This window comes from Luteibacter sp. HAY1-4A, from assembly GCF_056755355.1.
The window spans coordinates 1-16573 of the sequence record NZ_JBNDHZ010000042.1 but is presented as its reverse complement, the minus strand read 5'-3'; the positions used below and the strand labels follow the sequence as shown (position 1 = coordinate 16573).

Annotated in this window: 15 protein-coding genes; 7 read left to right on the top strand and 8 right to left on the bottom strand. The window is 66.8% G+C overall.

Features of this window, described 5'->3' with window-relative positions:
- Positions 1 to 51 precede the first annotated feature (51 nt).
- From ACPYOD_RS14345 to radC, 3 genes are all read right to left on the bottom strand, one after another.
- Positions 52 to 783: an SPOR domain-containing protein gene (locus tag ACPYOD_RS14345; protein WP_481302404.1), complete on the bottom strand. Its 732-nt coding sequence runs from the start codon at positions 781 to 783 to the stop codon at positions 52 to 54.
- Entirely contained in the window at positions 783 to 2471 is a 1689-nt protein-coding gene (gene argS, locus ACPYOD_RS14340) for an arginine--tRNA ligase (RefSeq protein WP_481302403.1), read from the bottom strand. Before argS ends, ACPYOD_RS14345 begins: the two co-directional genes overlap by 1 nt.
- A 430-nt stretch (positions 2472 to 2901) precedes the next feature.
- A complete protein-coding gene (gene radC / locus ACPYOD_RS14335; protein WP_481302402.1) occupies positions 2902 to 3660 on the bottom strand; it encodes a RadC family protein in 759 nt (252 codons plus the stop codon).
- A 159-nt stretch (positions 3661 to 3819) separates the two neighbouring features.
- On the opposite strand from radC, the gene coaBC reads away from it, so the two are divergent.
- The 3 genes from coaBC to ACPYOD_RS14320 all read left to right on the top strand — a co-directional run bounded on the left by coaBC (position 3820) and on the right by ACPYOD_RS14320 (position 7843).
- Positions 3820 to 5031: a bifunctional phosphopantothenoylcysteine decarboxylase/phosphopantothenate--cysteine ligase CoaBC gene (gene coaBC, locus ACPYOD_RS14330; protein ID WP_481302401.1), complete on the top strand. Its 1212-nt coding sequence runs from the start codon at positions 3820 to 3822 to the stop codon at positions 5029 to 5031.
- Positions 5028 to 5483 carry a dUTP diphosphatase gene (gene dut / locus ACPYOD_RS14325; RefSeq protein WP_481302400.1) on the top strand — a complete coding sequence of 152 codons (456 nt, stop codon included), beginning with the start codon at positions 5028 to 5030 and terminating at the stop codon, positions 5481 to 5483. The genes coaBC and dut overlap by 4 nt, the downstream gene beginning before the upstream one ends.
- A 62-nt stretch (positions 5484 to 5545) precedes the next feature.
- Positions 5546 to 7843 carry a phosphomannomutase/phosphoglucomutase gene (locus ACPYOD_RS14320; protein WP_481302399.1) on the top strand — a complete coding sequence of 766 codons (2298 nt, stop codon included), beginning with the start codon at positions 5546 to 5548 and terminating at the stop codon, positions 7841 to 7843.
- Here the strand turns inward: ACPYOD_RS14320 and ACPYOD_RS14315 are convergent.
- From ACPYOD_RS14315 to ACPYOD_RS14305, 3 genes are all read right to left on the bottom strand, one after another.
- Positions 7840 to 8490: a DUF4124 domain-containing protein gene (locus tag ACPYOD_RS14315; RefSeq protein WP_481302398.1), complete on the bottom strand. Its 651-nt coding sequence runs from the start codon at positions 8488 to 8490 to the stop codon at positions 7840 to 7842. The two genes, ACPYOD_RS14320 and ACPYOD_RS14315, sit on opposite strands and share 4 nt — an antisense overlap.
- 99 nt (positions 8491 to 8589) lie before the next feature.
- Positions 8590 to 9237, bottom strand: a complete 648-nt coding sequence (pyrE, locus tag ACPYOD_RS14310; protein WP_481302397.1) for an orotate phosphoribosyltransferase — start codon at positions 9235 to 9237, stop codon at positions 8590 to 8592.
- 10 nt (positions 9238 to 9247) lie between these two features.
- The gene (locus ACPYOD_RS14305) at positions 9248 to 9748 is read right to left on the bottom strand and encodes a GNAT family N-acetyltransferase (RefSeq protein WP_481302396.1); all 501 of its coding nucleotides are present in this window, start codon (positions 9746 to 9748) and stop codon (positions 9248 to 9250) included.
- Positions 9749 to 9828: 80 nt separating this feature from the next.
- Here ACPYOD_RS14305 and ACPYOD_RS14300 point away from each other — a divergent pair, with 80 nt between their 5' ends.
- The 3 genes from ACPYOD_RS14300 (at position 9829) to ACPYOD_RS14290 (ending at position 12304) form a co-directional block, all read left to right on the top strand.
- A complete protein-coding gene (locus ACPYOD_RS14300) occupies positions 9829 to 10599 on the top strand; it encodes an exodeoxyribonuclease III (RefSeq protein ID WP_481302395.1) in 771 nt (256 codons plus the stop codon).
- Positions 10600 to 11898 carry an AmpG family muropeptide MFS transporter gene (locus tag ACPYOD_RS14295; protein ID WP_481302394.1) on the top strand — a complete coding sequence of 433 codons (1299 nt, stop codon included), beginning with the start codon at positions 10600 to 10602 and terminating at the stop codon, positions 11896 to 11898.
- Between the two features lie 76 nt (positions 11899 to 11974).
- On the top strand, positions 11975 to 12304 hold the full coding sequence (locus ACPYOD_RS14290) for a hypothetical protein (protein ID WP_481302393.1): 330 nt from the start codon (positions 11975 to 11977) through the stop codon (positions 12302 to 12304).
- 106 nt (positions 12305 to 12410) lie between these two features.
- Here ACPYOD_RS14290 and ACPYOD_RS14285 read toward each other — a convergent pair whose 3' ends face one another.
- Positions 12411 to 13529 (bottom strand): anhydro-N-acetylmuramic acid kinase, encoded by a 1119-nt coding sequence (locus ACPYOD_RS14285; protein WP_481302392.1) that lies wholly within the window; start codon positions 13527 to 13529, stop codon positions 12411 to 12413.
- A gap of 3 nt (positions 13530 to 13532) precedes the next feature.
- Complete coding sequence (locus tag ACPYOD_RS14280; protein WP_481302391.1) at positions 13533 to 14987, bottom strand: OapA family protein; 1455 nt, start codon at positions 14985 to 14987, stop codon at positions 13533 to 13535.
- Positions 14988 to 15167: 180 nt separating this feature from the next.
- Between ACPYOD_RS14280 and tyrS the strand changes: the two genes are divergently transcribed.
- Positions 15168 to 16373: a tyrosine--tRNA ligase gene (gene tyrS, locus ACPYOD_RS14275; protein ID WP_481302390.1), complete on the top strand. Its 1206-nt coding sequence runs from the start codon at positions 15168 to 15170 to the stop codon at positions 16371 to 16373.
- Positions 16374 to 16573 lie beyond the last annotated feature (200 nt).

Sequence of the window (16573 nt, the reverse complement as noted above, 5' to 3'; positions counted from 1 at the left end):
CGTCACCGCTTCGTTGGCTTTTCGCCGCTAAAGCGGCTCCCACAATGTCGATCAGCCGCCTTCCTTCAGGGCGATCGCGCTGATTCCGGCCGACTGCAAGCGCTGCTTCGTGCTTTCCAGATCGGTGGCCGACTTGAACGGCCCCAGGCGCACGCGGTTGTATGTCTGCGCACCGACCTTCACCGACTGCACGTTCGCCACGAAGCCCTGCAAGGCGAGCTTGGCCTTCAGTGCCTCGGCGTCAGCCGCACTCGGGAAGGCGCCTACCTGGAGCAGGTAGCCCGAACCGCCGCTGGCAGCCGCGGGTGCGGGTTGCGCAGGCACGGCCGTTACCGTCTGCGTGGTGGCCTTCGGAAGGTTGGCGGCAGTGGCGTTCGCCTGGGCCTGCTGCTGCGCCGCGGCGGCCTGTTGCGCCGCTTGCTGCTGGGCCGCCTGCTGTTGCTTCTGCTGCGCCTCCGCACTCGCCTGCGCGCGAATTTCCGCGTCGGGAATGCGGACTTCCTTCTCGGAAAGCACCGAATAGAAGTCGTAGGAGGGCTTCTTCGGCTTCTCGGCCTCGGTCTGCTCCACCACGCCCGGATCGCTGCCCTTCTGCGCGGTGGCCTGTGGATTCGGTTCCGGACCGTCGTGCTGGCGCATCATCGGCATCCACGTGCCGCGCATGGCGAAGGCCATGAGGAGGGCGCCGGCCAGGATGCCGATCAAAGCCCAGCTCCAACCCGGCATGCCGCTCGAACCGTTGCGGACGGCCTGGCGGCCTTTGCCTTTCTTGCGTGTTGCCATTACATGCTCTCCGGGGCGGAAATGCCCAGCAGATCAAGACCGTTCTTCAACACCTGCTGCGTGGCCGCCACCAGGGCGAGGCGCGCGTCGCGCAGGTCGGCGTCGTCGACGATCCACTTGTGCTCGTGATAGTAGCTGTGAAGCGCGCCCGCAAGTTCGCGCAGGTATTGCGCGATCAGGTGCGGTTCCAGGTTGGCGGCGGCGGACTCGACCATCTCGGGGTAGCGCGAGAGTTCGACCATGAGCACCGATTCATGCTCGGTATCCAGCCGGTCGAGCTTCGCGATGCCGTTGCCGCGATCCGTGGCAAGCCCGCGATCGGCCAGTTCGCGGAACACGCGGCAGGCGCGCGCGTGGGCGTACTGGATGTAATACACGGGGTTGTCGTTGCTCTGCGAGCGGGCCAGGTCGATGTCGAACACCAGCTGCGAATCGGCCTTGCGCGCGATGAGGAAGTAACGCGTGGCGTCGCGGCCGGCCTCGTCGATCAGATCGCGAAGGGTGACGTAGGAGCCGGCGCGCTTGGAGATCTTCACCTCTTCGCCGCCGCGCATCACCGTCACCATCTGGTGCAGCACGTACTCGGGCCAGTTCGCGGGAATGCCGGTGTCGAGCGCCTGGAGACCCGCCTTCACGCGCGCCAGCGAGCCGTGGTGGTCGGAGCCGAGTTCCGTGATGGCGCGCTCGTAGCCGCGCTGCCACTTGGTGCGGTGGTAGGCGACGTCGGGCAGGAAATAGGTGTAGGTGCCGTCGGACTTGCGCATGACGCGGTCCTTGTCGTCACCGAAGTCCGTGGAACGCAACCAGAGCGCGCCGCCTTCTTCGTAGGTGTGGCCATGGGTGACCAGCTCGCGGACGGTCTCTTCCACCTTGCCTTCGGTGTAGAGCGACGACTCCAGGTAATAGACGTCGAAGCCGACGCCGAACGCCTTGAGGTCCAGGTCCTGCTCGTTGCGCAGGTAAGCCACGGCAAAGCGGCGCACGTCATCGAGGTTGTCGGCGTCACCGCTGGCGACCACCGTCTCGCCGTCGGCCTCCACGGATTCCTTCGCCAGGAAGGCGCGGGCCACCTCGGCGATGTAGTCGCCCCGGTACCCCGACTCGGGCCAGCCGGCCTCGTCGGGCGCGATGCCCTTCGCGCGGGCCTGGGTGGAGAGCGCCAGGTTGGCGATCTGGACACCGGCGTCGTTGTAGTAGAACTCGCGAAAGACCTTCCAACCCGCGGCCTCGAGCAGCCGGCTGAGGCTGTCGCCGATGGCGGCGGCCCGGCCGTGGCCGACATGCAGCGGGCCGGTCGGGTTGGCGGAGACGAATTCGACGCCCGCCGTGCGGCCGCCGCCGTCGCGGTTGTGGCCGTAGCGCTCGCCCTGGCCCAGCGCGCGCTCGATTTCCGCGTGGAATGCGGCCGGCGCCAGGGAGAAGTTGACGAAGCCGGGCCCGGCGATCTCCACCTTGCCCACCATCGGGGAGGGCGGGAGGGCCGCGACGAGGTCGGCCGCGATGTCGCGCGGCTTCCGGCCGGCCGCCTTGGCCATCATCATCGCGGCATTGGTGGCGAAGTCGCCGTGGTCGCGGTTGCGGGTCCGCTCGATGACGAATACCGGCGCGACGAAATCGGACGGCAGCTTGCCGGCTTCACGCAGGGCGCCGATGGCCTGCAACACCAGTTGTTTCAGCTCTTGTTTCACAGGATGCGCGATGCGGAGATGGAACCGCCAATCCTATCAGATGGGGCTTGGACGGCACCTTGGCCGATGCCGCCCAGCCTGTGGATAACTCTGTGGGCAATAACCTGCTTCGGTAGGACGAATCGGGACGCGCCCGAGCTGACACACTGGCGTAACGACTGTTGACCAATAAATTCAAAGAGTTAAGCGCGTGACCTGTGCATAGACAGGAACTGTGACTTCCAAGTTGGAAAAACGCCCGGTGTGCATAACTTCGCATCCAAGGCAATCGCCACCCGTGCGGCGGCGCGTCATTCTGCTGTCATGGCTGGTTGTCATGATTTGCCTCGTGCCCGGTGTCTCCCCGGCCAACGGCACGGCGGGTTGCCTACCCCTCCCTCGAAAGGTGACCCAGGACGGCGCGAGCGGCACTCGCGCCGTCTTTTTTTTTTCAGGGTGCGCCAGGCCTCTGCATGAGGCCGCGCTCGGCCAGCGACACGGGTTCGCCGTGCCCCACGATGAGATGGTCGAGTACCCGGATGTCCATCAGCGCGAGCGCGTCGACCAGGGTACGGGTGATGTCGATGTCGGCCGCGCTGGGCTCCGCCACGCCCGAAGGGTGGTTATGGGCGAGGATGACGGCGCTGGCATGGTGGCGAAGGCACGCGCGGACCACCTCCCGCGGGTAGACGCTAGCTCCGTCGATCGTGCCGCGGAAGAGTTCCTCATAGGCCAGTACGCGGTGGCGCGTGTCGAGGAAGAGGCAGGCGAAGACCTCGTGGCGCAGGTGGACGAGGCGGGCCCGGAGGTATTGGGCGCTGTCGCGCGGGTTGTCGATGCGCGGCAGGTCTACCAGGCCCTCGCTGAGCGCGCGGCGCGCCAGTTCCAGCGCGACCATGAGGCGGGCCCGCTTCACCGGGCCGAAGCCACTGATGGGTGGCAGCTCGCCGGCCTCCGCAAGCAGGCGGCCGAGGCCCCCGGCGCGGGAAAGGAGCGCGCGCGCCGTCGTGACGGCATCGCTGCCGGCACTGCCGCTGCCCAGCAGCACCGCGAGCAACTCGGCATCCGAAAGCGCGGAGGCGCCGTGCGCGTAGAGGCGCTCGCGCGGACGCTCGTGCGTGGCCCAGCTGCGGATGGGTTGCGACCGGTATGCCGGAAGTGCGACCGGTGCTTCGCGTACGGCGGACGTGTCGTCGGACCCGGGTTTCATCTTCCTGCCTTGTGTCGGTGCCGCGCAGCGCGCGGTGCAAGAGACAAGTTAGGGTTGCGGTGGGGTGTCTGGCGATAGAACGATTCTGAAAAATCCCGCCCCGAGTGGCTGGGTGGAATCCGTTAAGCTAGCGGTCCTCCCGAAGAGCGCCGTTCCGTCATGAGTCTTCGCCAGCGTCGCATCCTCATAGGCGTTACCGGAGGTATCGCCGCTTACAAGATCTGCGAGCTCGTTCGCCGCCTCCGCGACCTCGAGGCCGAAGTGCGCGTCGTGATGACCGAAGGTGCCACCCACTTCGTCACGCCCACCACGTTCCAGGCCCTGTCCGGACAGCCCGTCCGCGTAAGCCTGTGGGACGAGCAGGGCGAAGCCGCCATGGGACACATCGAGCTTGCCCGCTGGGCCGAGCGCGTCCTCATTGCGCCCGCGAGTGCCGACACCATCGCGCGCCTTGCCCACGGTTTCGCGGACGACCTCCTTTCCACGGTGGTCCTGGCCACCGCGGCCCCGATCTATGTCGCTCCGGCGATGAACCAGCAGATGTGGGCCAGCCTCGCCGTGCAGGCGAACGTAGGCACCCTGCGCGTTCGCGGCATCGGCGTGCTCGGGCCCGCCGACGGCGACCAGGCCTGCGGCGACATCGGCTCGGGCCGGATGCTGGAACCGCACGAGCTGCGCGACATCCTCGTCGCCTCGTTCGGCGACCAGCCCTTGCGCGGCCGCCGCGTCGTCGTCAGCGCCGGGCCGACCTACGAAGACATCGATCCTGTGCGCTTTATCGGCAACCGCAGTTCCGGTCGCATGGGTTTCGCCGTGGCAGCGGCGGCCCGGGATGCCGGCGCCGATGTAACGCTGGTCGCCGGCCCCGTCGCCCTGGCCACGCCGGCGGGCGTGCGCCGGGTGGACGTTCGCAGCGCGCGCCAGATGCACGAGGCCGTGCTGCAGGCGGCGCGCGGCGCCGACATCTACGTCGGTGCCGCCGCGGTCGGCGACTATCGGCCCAGCGCCATCTCGGCACACAAATTGAAGAAGGCCGCGGGCGCGCCCCTTCACCTCGAACTCACCGAGAACCCCGACATCATCGCGTCGCTGGCGGCGTTGGACGGGCGTCCGTTCCTCGTCGGCTTCGCCGCGGAAACGCGCGAGCTTGCCAGCTACGCGGGCGACAAGCTGCGCGGGAAGGGCATCGACATGATCGCCGCCAATGAAGTCGGCGAAGGCAAGGGGTTCGAAGTGGCGGACAACGCGTTGCACCTTTATTGGCCGGGCGGCGACGAATCGCTGCCCGAGATGCCGAAGACGGAGCTGGCCCGCCGGCTCGTCGCACGCATCGCCGAACGCTTCCTCTCCGGCTCCGGAACGACCCCTTGATCGACATCGAACTGAAGATCCTCGACCCGCGCCTGGGCGACAGCATCCCCCTTCCGGAACCGGCCACGGAGGGCAGCGCGGGCATGGACCTGCGCGCTGCGGTGGACGCGCCCGTCACGCTGGCGCCGGGCGAGAGCCTGCTGGTTCCCAGTGGCATGGCCATCCATATTGGCGACCCGGCATGGTGCGCGTTGATCGTCCCGCGCTCCGGGCTCGGCCATAAGCAGGGCCTGGTGATGGGCAACCTGGTGGGCGTGATCGACGCCGACTACCAGGGGCCCTTGATGATTTCCTGCTGGAACCGCGGAAACGCGAACGTGACCATCGCGCCGGGTGACCGGATTGCGCAATTATTGCTCGTACCGGTGGGGCGGGCGCGCCTGCGCGTGGTCGACGGATTCACTCCTTCGCAGCGGGGCGAAGGAGGATTCGGCTCCACTGGTGTAGGCTGATCTCCGGGGATACAAGGGGCACCATGGCTCGGAACGAGGGAGGGGCAAGGGGCTTGTCCGGGATGGATCTGCGGCGGTTGCTTCCCCTCGCGGGAGCCACGCTGTTGATCGTCGCCGGCGCCTTTTGCGCGTGGCAGGCGTGGCTGATCGCCGACGAAGGCGACGCGGCGGAACGCACGCGCGCGGCACAACGGCAGATCGTGCGGGAACTCGGCGACGTGGTGGCGTCCAAGCGCCAGCAGGTGAACCGTGCGGTGGCCGATGGCGGCCTTGCAGAAGCCATCGACGACCATGCCGCTGCCGCGGACCGGCTGCGGGCCGCCTTGCCTGCCGCCCGCGCGGTGGAGGTATACAGTGGCGGGCTCGATGAAGTGGTGCGAGCCAATTACCGCGAATTCGGCTATGCGAAGGCCGCCCAGCTGATGGCTGTGCTCGGCAGCGACGGCGTGCCTCCGGCGTCCACCTCGGTGGGCCACGGCGAGCGGCGCCTGACGATCGTCGAACCGGTCAACAGTGGCGGTGTGGTGCGCGCCTGGATCTGGACGGAGTTCCCCTTCGACGATCTGGCCCAGCGATTCAGCGCCGTGTCGCCCGGTGGCGGGCGCCTCGAATTGCGCCAGGGTGGCGGCCCGGACAGCCTGGCGCTGCTCTTCCACGGCGCGCGTTCGGCCGAGCTGGAACCGGAAGGGCAGCAGGTGGCCGGCACGACGCTCTACGTCTTTGCCGCCATGCCGCGCGCGTTCATCGTCATTCCCCATTCGGAAGCGCTGGCCATCCTGCTGACCCTGGTCGGCCTCGGCGGTGGCGCGTTCCTGCTCTGGTCGAGGCGTCGGCAGCCCGCGGCACCGGCGGAAGCCGAACCGGAGGAAGACATTCTCGTTGCCGACGTGGTGCGCAAGCCACGGCTTCCGCCCACGCCATCCGCGACACCGGCGCCTGCACGCGCGGCGCCACCGCGCGAGGTGGAAAACGAAGACGTCGATCCATCGATTTTCCGGGCCTACGACATTCGTGGCGTGGCGGGCTCGGTGCTCACCGCCGGCGTGGCCCGTCGCATCGGCCAGGCGATCGGCGCGCGCATGCTCGAACGCGACCTGCGCGAAATCGTCGTGGGACGCGATGGACGGCTTTCCGGCGCCGAACTTGCCGGCGCGCTGTCGGATGGCCTGCGCGCGGCAGGCATCGACGTGATCGACCTCGGGATGGTGCCGACACCGCTCGTGTACTTCGCGGCCTACCATTTCGGCACGGGCTGCGGCGTCTCGGTCACGGGCAGCCACAATCCGCCGGAGTACAACGGTTTCAAGATCGTGATCGGCGGCGAGACCCTGGCGGAAGACGCCATCGCCGACCTGCACCGGCGCATCGTCGACGGACACCTTCCCGCCGACGGCGGCGGCACATGGCGCGAGCAACCCGTCGTGGACGCCTACGTGTCCCGCATCGCGGGCGACGTGGCGGCGGAGCGGCGGCTCAAGGTCGTGGTCGATGCAGGCAACGGCGTGGCCGGCGCGGTGGCGCCGCGCGTGCTCGAGGACATCGGCTGCGAAGTCATCCCTTTGTACTGCGACGTCGACGGACGCTTTCCCAACCACCATCCCGATCCGTCCGACCCGCACAACCTGGCCGACCTGATCGCCGCCGTGAACACCATCGGCGCGGATCTCGGCATCGCCTTCGACGGCGACGGCGATCGGCTCGGCGTGGTGACGCAATCGGGCGAAATCGTGTACCCCGACCGCCTGCTGATGCTTTTCGCGCAGGATGTCCTTGCGCGCAATCCCGGCGCCACCGTCATCTACGACGTAAAGTGCACGGGCCACCTCCGCAAGGTGATCCAGGAAGCAGCCGGCGTGCCCCTCATGTGGCGCACGGGCCATTCGCTGATCAAGGCGAAGATGCGGGAAACGGGCGCCGCACTGGCAGGCGAGATGAGCGGACACTTCTTCTTCGCCGACAACAACCGCTGGTATGGGTTCGACGACGGCATCTATGCCGCGGCCCGCCTCCTCGAGATCGTCGCCGGCGATCTGGAGGAACGCAGCATCGGCCAGATCTTCGACGGCCTGCCGAAGAGCGTGTCCACGCCGGAATTGCGGATGCCGATGGCGGAGGGAGCGCACTTCAAGTTCATGGAGGCTTTCCGCGCCTCCGCGACATTCGACGACGCGCGCATCACCACCATCGATGGCATCCGCGCCGACTGGAGCGACGGCTGGGGTCTGGTGAGGGCATCCAACACCTCGCCGGCACTCATCTTCCGCTTCGACGCCGATAGCCATCGCTCGTTGGAGCGCATCAAGCAGGCCTTCCGGCAGCGCCTGCTGGCAGTGGACAGGAACCTGGCGCTGCCGTTCTAGCGCCCGGAATTCGCCGGGTCGGCTGCCTTCAGTTCGCGGTAATGCCGCAGTTGCGCTTCCGTGTTCACCCGGGCGGCTTCCTTGGCCGCCTGCTGGCGGGCCAGCGTGTCGCGCAGGGTCGATACGGTGCTGCGCTGCTCGGCGATACGGTCGGTGAGGAACTTCGGAACCGGCTGCTTGGCCCGCTCCAGGTCACCCGCCCGGTTCAGCAGATCCGCCAGGGCTTTCTCCTGCCCCTGGAGATTCAGCCGCGTGGTTCGCGCCGCCTGCTCGAAATTGTCGAGTTCGGCATTCTTGGCCGCGGCGAAGGCGGCCTCGTTCGGGTAGGCGTTGAGCATCTGCGCATCCTCGCGCGCCTGCTGCTGCCGGGCCTGCTCCGCCGCCGCCTTCTGGTCGGCGATCTTCTTTGCGGCCGCGCGTTCCTCCGTGGTGAGCTGCCGGTCGACGTGGCGTACGACCATGCCTTGGGCATTGACCACGTCGTAGCCGGCCTTCAACGCTTCCGATGTGAGGCTGTCGCTGAAATACGACTGGCCCGAAGCATCTTTCCAGCGATAACGGTAGGCATTGCTGTTCTTCTGGTCGGCAAACGCGGCCGTGCCGATGCACAGTGCCGCCCCCACCAGGATGTACCGCGCTGCTCGCATGCTCTCCCCCTCCTGTGTGCGGAGTATAGCCAGCGTGCGTGCACGTATTGTGCCCGGCCGGCAAGCACCGTCGGGCACGTGACGCAGTCGCTGTTTTCGTCAGCCCTTCACGCCGTACTGCTCGCGGTAGGCAAGGAGGCGGCCGTGCTCGGCCGCGAGCTCCGGCCGTTCTCCCGCGTAGGACAGTACGTCGGCCAGGCCGGCGATGGCGATCACGGGGATACCGAACTGGGCCGAGACCTCCTGGGCGGCGGAGAGCTCACCCTGGCCTCGTTCCTGCCGGTCGAGCGCGATCAGCACGCCGGCCGGTTCGGCGCCCTGCGCGCGGATGAGTTCCAGCGACTCGCGCACGGCGGTGCCGGCGGTCATCACGTCGTCGACGATCAGCACCCGGCCGCGCAAGGGGGCGCCGACGAGGGTGCCGCCTTCGCCGTGGTCCTTGGCTTCCTTCCGGTTATAGGCCCAGGGCACGTCGCGGCCTTCGACGTCCGCGAGGGCGATGGCCGTGGCGGCGGCGAGGGCGATGCCCTTGTAGGCGGGGCCGAACAGCATGTCGAAAGGCACGCCGGAACGCACCGCCGCGGCAGCGTAGGAGCGCCCGAGCCTGGCAAGGGCCGCGCCGGAATCGATCCGTCCCATGTTGAAGAAGTAGGGGCTACTGCGTCCGGACTTCAGGGTGAATTCGCCGAAGCGGAGAACGTCGCGGGCAAGGGTGAGTTCGATGAATTCGCGCTGGTAGTCGTGCACGGGCGGTCTCTCAGGGGTGCGTAGGGAAAAGCGGACACCAGAGCACATGCTGCGGGCCCGCGCTGCCGCCATGGTACAACCCGCCGCTGTCGCGATAGCCGGCACGGAGATAGGCCTGCACCGCCTTGGTGTTGCGGACATTGACGGTGAGCAGGATGCGCTCGCGATCGGGATGCCGCATCGCCACGTATCCGCGAATGGCTTCCAATGCCGCGCCGCCCAGTCCCCGGCCTTGCCGCGAGCCATCGATGAGGAAGCTGCGGAGCGCCACGGAACCCGCGGCGAGTGGATGCTCGCCAAGGGCGGCGGCCTGGCGGTCTATCCGAACGTAACCGACGACGTCCCCTTCGTGCAGCAGGGCCAATGCCTCGCTTCCCGGACAGACGGCCACGTCGGCCAGCGAATCGCCGACGTGGCCGACGAAGGGCAGCTGTTCGGGATGCACGGCGAGCGCAAGTACGGCGGGGCGCAGCGCCTCGTCGACAGGTCGGACATGGATGGTCGGATTCACGCCGGCTATTGTGTAGGAGCGCGGGTGGCCAGGGCGAGCGGGTTATGATGCCCGGATCGTCGAATGCCATCGAAGGCCCCATGCGCATCATTTCCCTGAACGCCAACGGTATCCGCTCTGCCGCCACCAAGGGCGTGTTCGAATGGCTACGCAAGCAGGACGCCGACGTCGTGTGCCTGCAGGAAACGAAGTCCCAGGAATCGCAGCTGACGGACCCGATGTTCCGTCCTGATGGGCACCACTGCTTCTACCACGACGCCCGCAGCAAGAAAGGCTACAGCGGCGTGGCGATCTATTCGAAACGCGAACCCGACGAGGTGCGCGTGTCGCTGGGGCGCGAGGACTTCGATTGCGAAGGGCGCTACATCGAGGCCCGCTACGGCAACCTCAGCGTCGTCTCGTTCTATATCCCCTCCGGCTCGTCGGGCGACGAGCGCCAGCAGTACAAGTTCCGCATCATGGAATGGTTGACGCCGATCCTGCGCGAATGGGCCGCGAGCGGGCGCGACTACGTGTTGTGCGGCGACTGGAACATCGTGCACACGAAGAACGACATCAAGAACTGGACATCCAACCAGAAGAATTCCGGCTGCCTGCCCGAGGAGCGGGCGTGGCTCGACCTGCTCTTCAAGGAGATCGGCTGGGTGGACAGCTTCCGCGCCATCAAGCCCGACGCCGTGGAGTACACATGGTGGTCGAACCGTGGCCAGGCCCGCGCGAACAACGTGGGGTGGCGCATCGATTACCAGATCGTCACTCCGGGCCTGCGCGATCGCCTGCGCGACTGTTCCATCTATCGTGACGAGCGCTTCTCCGACCATGCACCGTTCACCGTCGACTACGCCGACTGAGTGATGGCCGAAGCCGTTCGCTACAAGGGATTGCGCGGCGTGTTCGCCGCCTTCGCCCAGCCGGGCGCGGTCACCATGCTCTTCTTCGGGCTGGCGTCCGGCCTGCCGTTCCTGCTGGTGGGCAATACGCTCTCCGCATGGCTGAAGGAGGCAGGCGTCGACTACGGTGCCATCGGCATCGCCAGCTACGTCACCTTCGCCTACAACTTCAAGTTCGTCTGGGCGCCCCTGGTCGACAAGTTCCGGCTGCCCCTGTTCGGACGCCTCGGATTACGCCGCGGCTGGCTGATGTTCGCGCTGGTGCTGCTTGGCGCGGGACTGCTTGGCATGGCGGCGATGCCGCCGGAGGTCTCGCTTCCGCGGTTCATGGCGGTGACCTTCGTCGCCGCGCTGGCAGGCGCCACGATCGACATCGTCGTGGACGCCTATCGCGTCGAAATCGCGCCGCAGGAAGCGCAGGGTGCGCTCGCCGCCACGTATACCCTGGGTTATCGCCTCGGTCTCATCGCCGGCGGCGCGGGCATCCTCATCGTCGCCGACCTCTTCGGCTGGCAGGGCGGATACGTCACCATCTGCGCGCTCCTCGCCATTCCCGTCGTCACGGTGCTGGTGGCGCGGGAACCCGAGCACCGGGTTCGCGAGCGCCTGCCGTTGCGCCAGGCGGTCCGGGAAAGCTTCATCCGTCCCTTCCAGGATTTCCTCTCGCGCTACGGCCTGGCGCTGTCCCTCGGCCTGCTCCTGTTCGTGGCCTTGTTCCGGTTGCCCGACCAGATGCTTGGGGTGATGGCGTATCCCTTCTACCTCGACGCGGGCTTCAGCAAGACGCAGATCGCCGAGGTGTCGAAGGTCTATGGCGTCATCGTCGGTATCGTCGGCGCGTTGCTGGGCGGTTGGGCGGTCGTCCGTTTCGAGATGCGCCGGCTGCTGGCGGTGGCCGCGATCGGCGTGGCCTTGTCGAACATGCTGTACCTGATCATGGCGGTGAACCCGGGGCAGACCTGGGCCTTCGTCGCCACGCTCTCGGGCGACAATCTGGCGCAGGGCTTTGCCGGCCCCGTGCTGGTGGCCTTCATGTCGGGCCTGGTCAATCGCAGCTTCACCGCCACGCAATACGCGCTGTTGAGCGCGCTGGCCAATCTTCCAGGCAAGTTGCTTGGAGGCTTCTCCGGATTCCTGGTCAAGGAGGCCGGGTACCCTTCGCTTTTCGTGCTCAGCACGGTGTCTATCGTGCCCACCCTGGTGGTGCTGGCCGTGCTGTGGCGGCGCATGCCCCGCCCTGTGGACTCCCTCACGGAATGAGCGACGGGCCGGATTAGGCCGGACGGACGATCTTCGCAATCGGCCAAAACTGTGTAAGATCGCGGCCACAGGGGGCATGCGCGAGGAGGTCACGCACGTGCCGGATATCGTGGTGAGACACATCGACGAGCAGATGGCCGAGCGAATCAAATCGCTCGCGCGCGAACGCCGCTGGTCGATCAATGAGGTGATCCTGCACGCGTTGCGCTATGGGCTCGGCTTGAGTCCTGGCGACGTGTTCAACGAGCTATTGCTCGAGCCCGGCGACATCGCGCACCTCACGGGTGCGTGGGATGCCGAGGAGCAGGCCGCGTTCCAGGAGGCGCTGTCCGCGCTGGCCCAGGCTTCGCCGTCCACGCTGGCCGACGCGGCGCTGCGCCCCGCGAAAACTTCCGATACGTTCTAGGTTTCCTGTGGGAGCCGCTTCAGCGGCGATCCCGCGGCAGCGGGCAAGCCTGCCGCAAGTACTCATCGCCGCTGAAGCGGCTCCCACACAAAAGCATCGATGACGATCACTGTGCGACGTATACCGCGCCCAGCAGCCTCAATCCGCTCGCGCCTGTCACGGCGGGCAGGTTCCCCGGTTCACCACGCAGGCGCCGGTACGCCAACCACGCGAAGGCCATAGCCTCCATGCCATCGGGATCGATGCCGAATGCCGCGCTCGCGTGCAACGGCCGGCCTTCCAGCAGGGCGGCGATCGCCCGCATCAATGCCGTGTTGTGCACCCCGCCGCCACAGGCGATGACGTCGACGGCATCGGATGCATACCGTGCGATGGCGTCGGCTACCGAGCGCGCGCTGAGCGCCAGCAGCGTGGCCTGCACGTCTTCCGGCGGAAGGTCCGCCACGCGCGGATGCATGTCGAGCCATGCAAGGTGGAAATGTTCCCGCCCCGTACTCTTCGGCGGTGGCAATGCGAAATAGGCATCGTCCAGCAGTTCGGCAAGCAATGCGTCGTCGACGCGGCCAGAGGCGGCGAAGCGGCCATCACGGTCGAATGCCTCGCCGCGATGGCGCAGGCACCACGCGTCCATCAGGCCGTTCGCCGGGCCTGTGTCGAATCCGGTGACGTCGCCGTCGGCGGACAACCGGGTGACGTTGGCGATACCGCCAAGATTGAGTACCACGCGCGCACCGCGTTCGGGCCGCAGCACGGTGGCGTGGAAAGCCGGCACGAGCGGCGCGCCTTGCCCGCCCGCGGCGACATCGGCGCGGCGAAAATCGGCGACGGTGTCGATACCGGTGCGCTCGGCGATCACCGACGGATCGCCGATCTGCAAGGTAAAGGGAAGATCGCCGCCGGGCCGATGGCGGATCGTCTGTCCGTGCGAACCGATGGCGGCGACCTCGCCGGCGGCGATGCCCGCCTTATTGAGCACGGCGTTGGCGGCCTCCGCGAACGCAAGGCCGACGGCTACGTCCAACCGGCCGTATTCGTCGAGGTCGAGGCGGACTTCGTCTTGCGCGACGGCCAGTATCCGGCGTCGCAATGCCTCGCTCCACGGATGGGTGAGGCCGGCGACCAGCGCGGGGCGGCCGTCCGTGAAACGAACCAGCGCGGCGTCGATGCCGTCCGCGCTGGTTCCCGAAATGAGGCCGAGATAGAGGCCGTCCTTGCTGGCCGTCACGGCTTAGTCGTTGCCGGACTTGCCGGTGTCGGCGCGAGCAAGCTTGACGTTGCTGTCCACCTGGTTGAGGCGCGCAAGCTGCGGTCCCACCACTTCCTTCTTGAACTTCGCCAGCTGCGCAGCAGGCAGCGGTTCCGGCTTGGGCAGCGTGACCGTCTGCGGATCGCGCTGCACGTTGTTGACGCGGAATTCGTAATGCAGGTGCGGTCCGGTGGCGAGGCCCGTCATGCCCACGAAGCCGATGGTGCTGCCCTGGCTGACGCGCTGGCCGACGCGCAGGTTCGCGAAGCGCGACATGTGGCCATAGGCGGTGCTGATGGTGGCGTTGTGCTGGATGACGACGAAGTTGCCGTAGCCGTTCATCCAGCCGCGGAACTTGACGACGCCGTCGCCGGCGGCATGAATCGGCGTGCCGGTGGGCGCGGCATAGTCCACACCCTTGTGTGCGCGCATCTTGCCGAGGATCGGGTGCATGCGGCCCGCGCTGAACTGCGAGGAGATGCGCGTGAAGTCGACCGGAATGCGCAGGAACGAGCCAGCGAGCGGGCGGCCTTCTTCGCTGAAGTAGCCGGTCTTGCCGTCGCTGTTCTTGAAGCGGTACGCCGTATAGCGCTTGCCCTGGTTCACGAATTCCGCAGCGACGATGTCGCCTTCGCGCAGGAACGCGCCGTCGCTGTACACGTCGTCGTAGACGACGGTGAAGCTGTCGCCGACACGAAGATCCTGCACGAAGTCGATGTCGAACTTGAAGACCTCGGCGAGCTTCAACACCATCGCGTTGCTCATGCCGGCCTTGGAAGCAGCGCCGAACAGCGAGCTGTCGATCTCGCCGTGGGCGATGTGCTCGCGGCGCTGCACGTCGCGCTTCTGCACGGTGAGCTGCGGGGAGGCGCCGTCGAGACGCAGCGTGGCGATGCTGGCTTCGTCCTGGTCGAAACGCACGCCCTTGAGGACATGGTCGCCGCCAATGAGGAACTGGAATTCCTGGCCGGGATTGATGCGATGGAAGGCCTTGGTGCCGCCTGCGCCGTCGATGACGTGCTGCAGGTCGGTCATCGACAGGCCCTGCGCCAGGAAGATGTCCGCGAGCGTCTGCCCGGGCTGCACCTGCACCGACTGCCATTCCTCGACGGGAGCGATGGGCTTCACATTGGCGGGATCGATCTTCGGCACCGCGAGCGGCACCACGGCGTGGATCGTCGGGGCGGCGGCGATCACGGACTGCTTCTTCATCGCGCCCGCCCATGCGGGGATGACGAGCGCGGAAAGGATGACCAGAAGGAAGGCGGTGCCGGCGAGTATCCAGCGTTCGCGAGTCCAGCTCAGTGGTTCGGACGAGGCGTTACGACTGAAGGACCAGTGGGCGCGGGTGTCGTAGAAGTGCGAATGGCGGCGCTGCGCCTTGCGCCGGATGGCTTGCTTGCGGGCGCTGTGCGCGCCTCTGTTCTCAACACTCATTGTCTTTCTTGTACCCGCTCGCCCCGTGTTGTCGCGTACCATAACGGCCCTGTGCAAAGGCCGTCAACGCCTTTCCCATCAAGGCTTTGCATCCGTTCTTGCGGTTAACGCACAATTAACTCCACGACCCTTTCACACACATTCGTGAAGGTCGGCAGATCCAATCCACAGAGAGAGAACATGAACGAGCTGGAGCACGCCCTCGCCTCGATCGCCCGCGGGGCGGACGAGATCATCAAGAAGGAAGACCTCGAGGCGCGCCTCAAGCTCGGCCGGCCGTTGCGCATCAAGGCGGGCTTCGATCCCACCGCACCGGACCTGCACCTGGGCCACACGGTACTTCTCAACAAGATGCGCCAGTTCCAGGACCTGGGCCACCAGGTCATCTTCCTGATCGGCGACTTCACCGGCATGATCGGTGATCCCACGGGCAAGAACGTGACCCGCAAGCCGCTCACCCGCGAGGACGTGCTGGCCAACGCGGAAACCTACGCCGAGCAGGTCTACAAGGTGCTCGATCGCGAGAAGACCGAATTGCGCTTCAATTCCGAGTGGTTCGGCAAGATGGGCGCCGCCGACATGATCCGCCTGGCCGCGCAGCACACGGTGGCCCGCATGCTGGAGCGGGACGACTTCGCCAAGCGCTACAAGGCCGAGCAGCCCATCGCCATTCATGAGTTCCTGTATCCGCTGGTGCAGGGATACGACTCCGTGGCCCTCGAATGCGATGTCGAGCTGGGCGGCACCGACCAGAAGTTCAACCTGCTTATGGGCCGTGCCCTCCAGGAGCACCACGGCCAGCCGCCACAGATCGTGCTGACCATGCCGCTGCTGGAGGGCCTGGACGGCGTCAACAAGATGTCCAAGTCCCTGGGCAACTACATAGGCATCAACGAGCCGGCCATCGACATCGTGACGAAGACGATGAAGATCGGCGACGAGCTCATGTGGCGCTGGTTCGAGCTGCTGAGCTTCGAGGTCTCCCTGGACGAGCTGGCACGCATGAAGGCCGACATCGCCTCCGGTGCCCTGAATCCCCGCGACGCCAAGCTGCGCCTGGCCCGCGAGCTTGCCACCCGCTTCCACGACGCGGCGGCCGCGGAGCAGGCCATCGCAGGGTGGCACGCGGTGGTGCGTGGGGAAGGGGATACGTCGCTGCTTCCCTTGACCGATATCGCCGCGCCTGCCGAGGGGTTCCGCCTGGCGGCGCTCCTGACCGCCGCGGGTGTCACGCCCAGCAATTCGGAGGCGAACCGCAAGCTCAAGGAACGTGCGGTGCGGATCGACGGCGAAGTGGTGGAGGACGCCTCGCGCGTCTTCGTGGCCGGATTCGAGGGCGTGCTGCAGGTGGGCAAGCGAAACTTCGCGCGCATCCGCCTGATTTAACGCGGGTTTCAAAAAAAGTTCACAAAACCTCTTGCGGCGTTCTTAGGAATCCGTATTATTCGCCCTCCCGCAGCGGCCCACGTCGAACGACGAACGCTACGGCAGCTGTATCGCCACCGTCGCCCACCTCGAAAATAAGCATCACGAGGGTGTTGACGGACAGGAAAAACGATATAGAATGGGCGGCTCACCTCGGGACG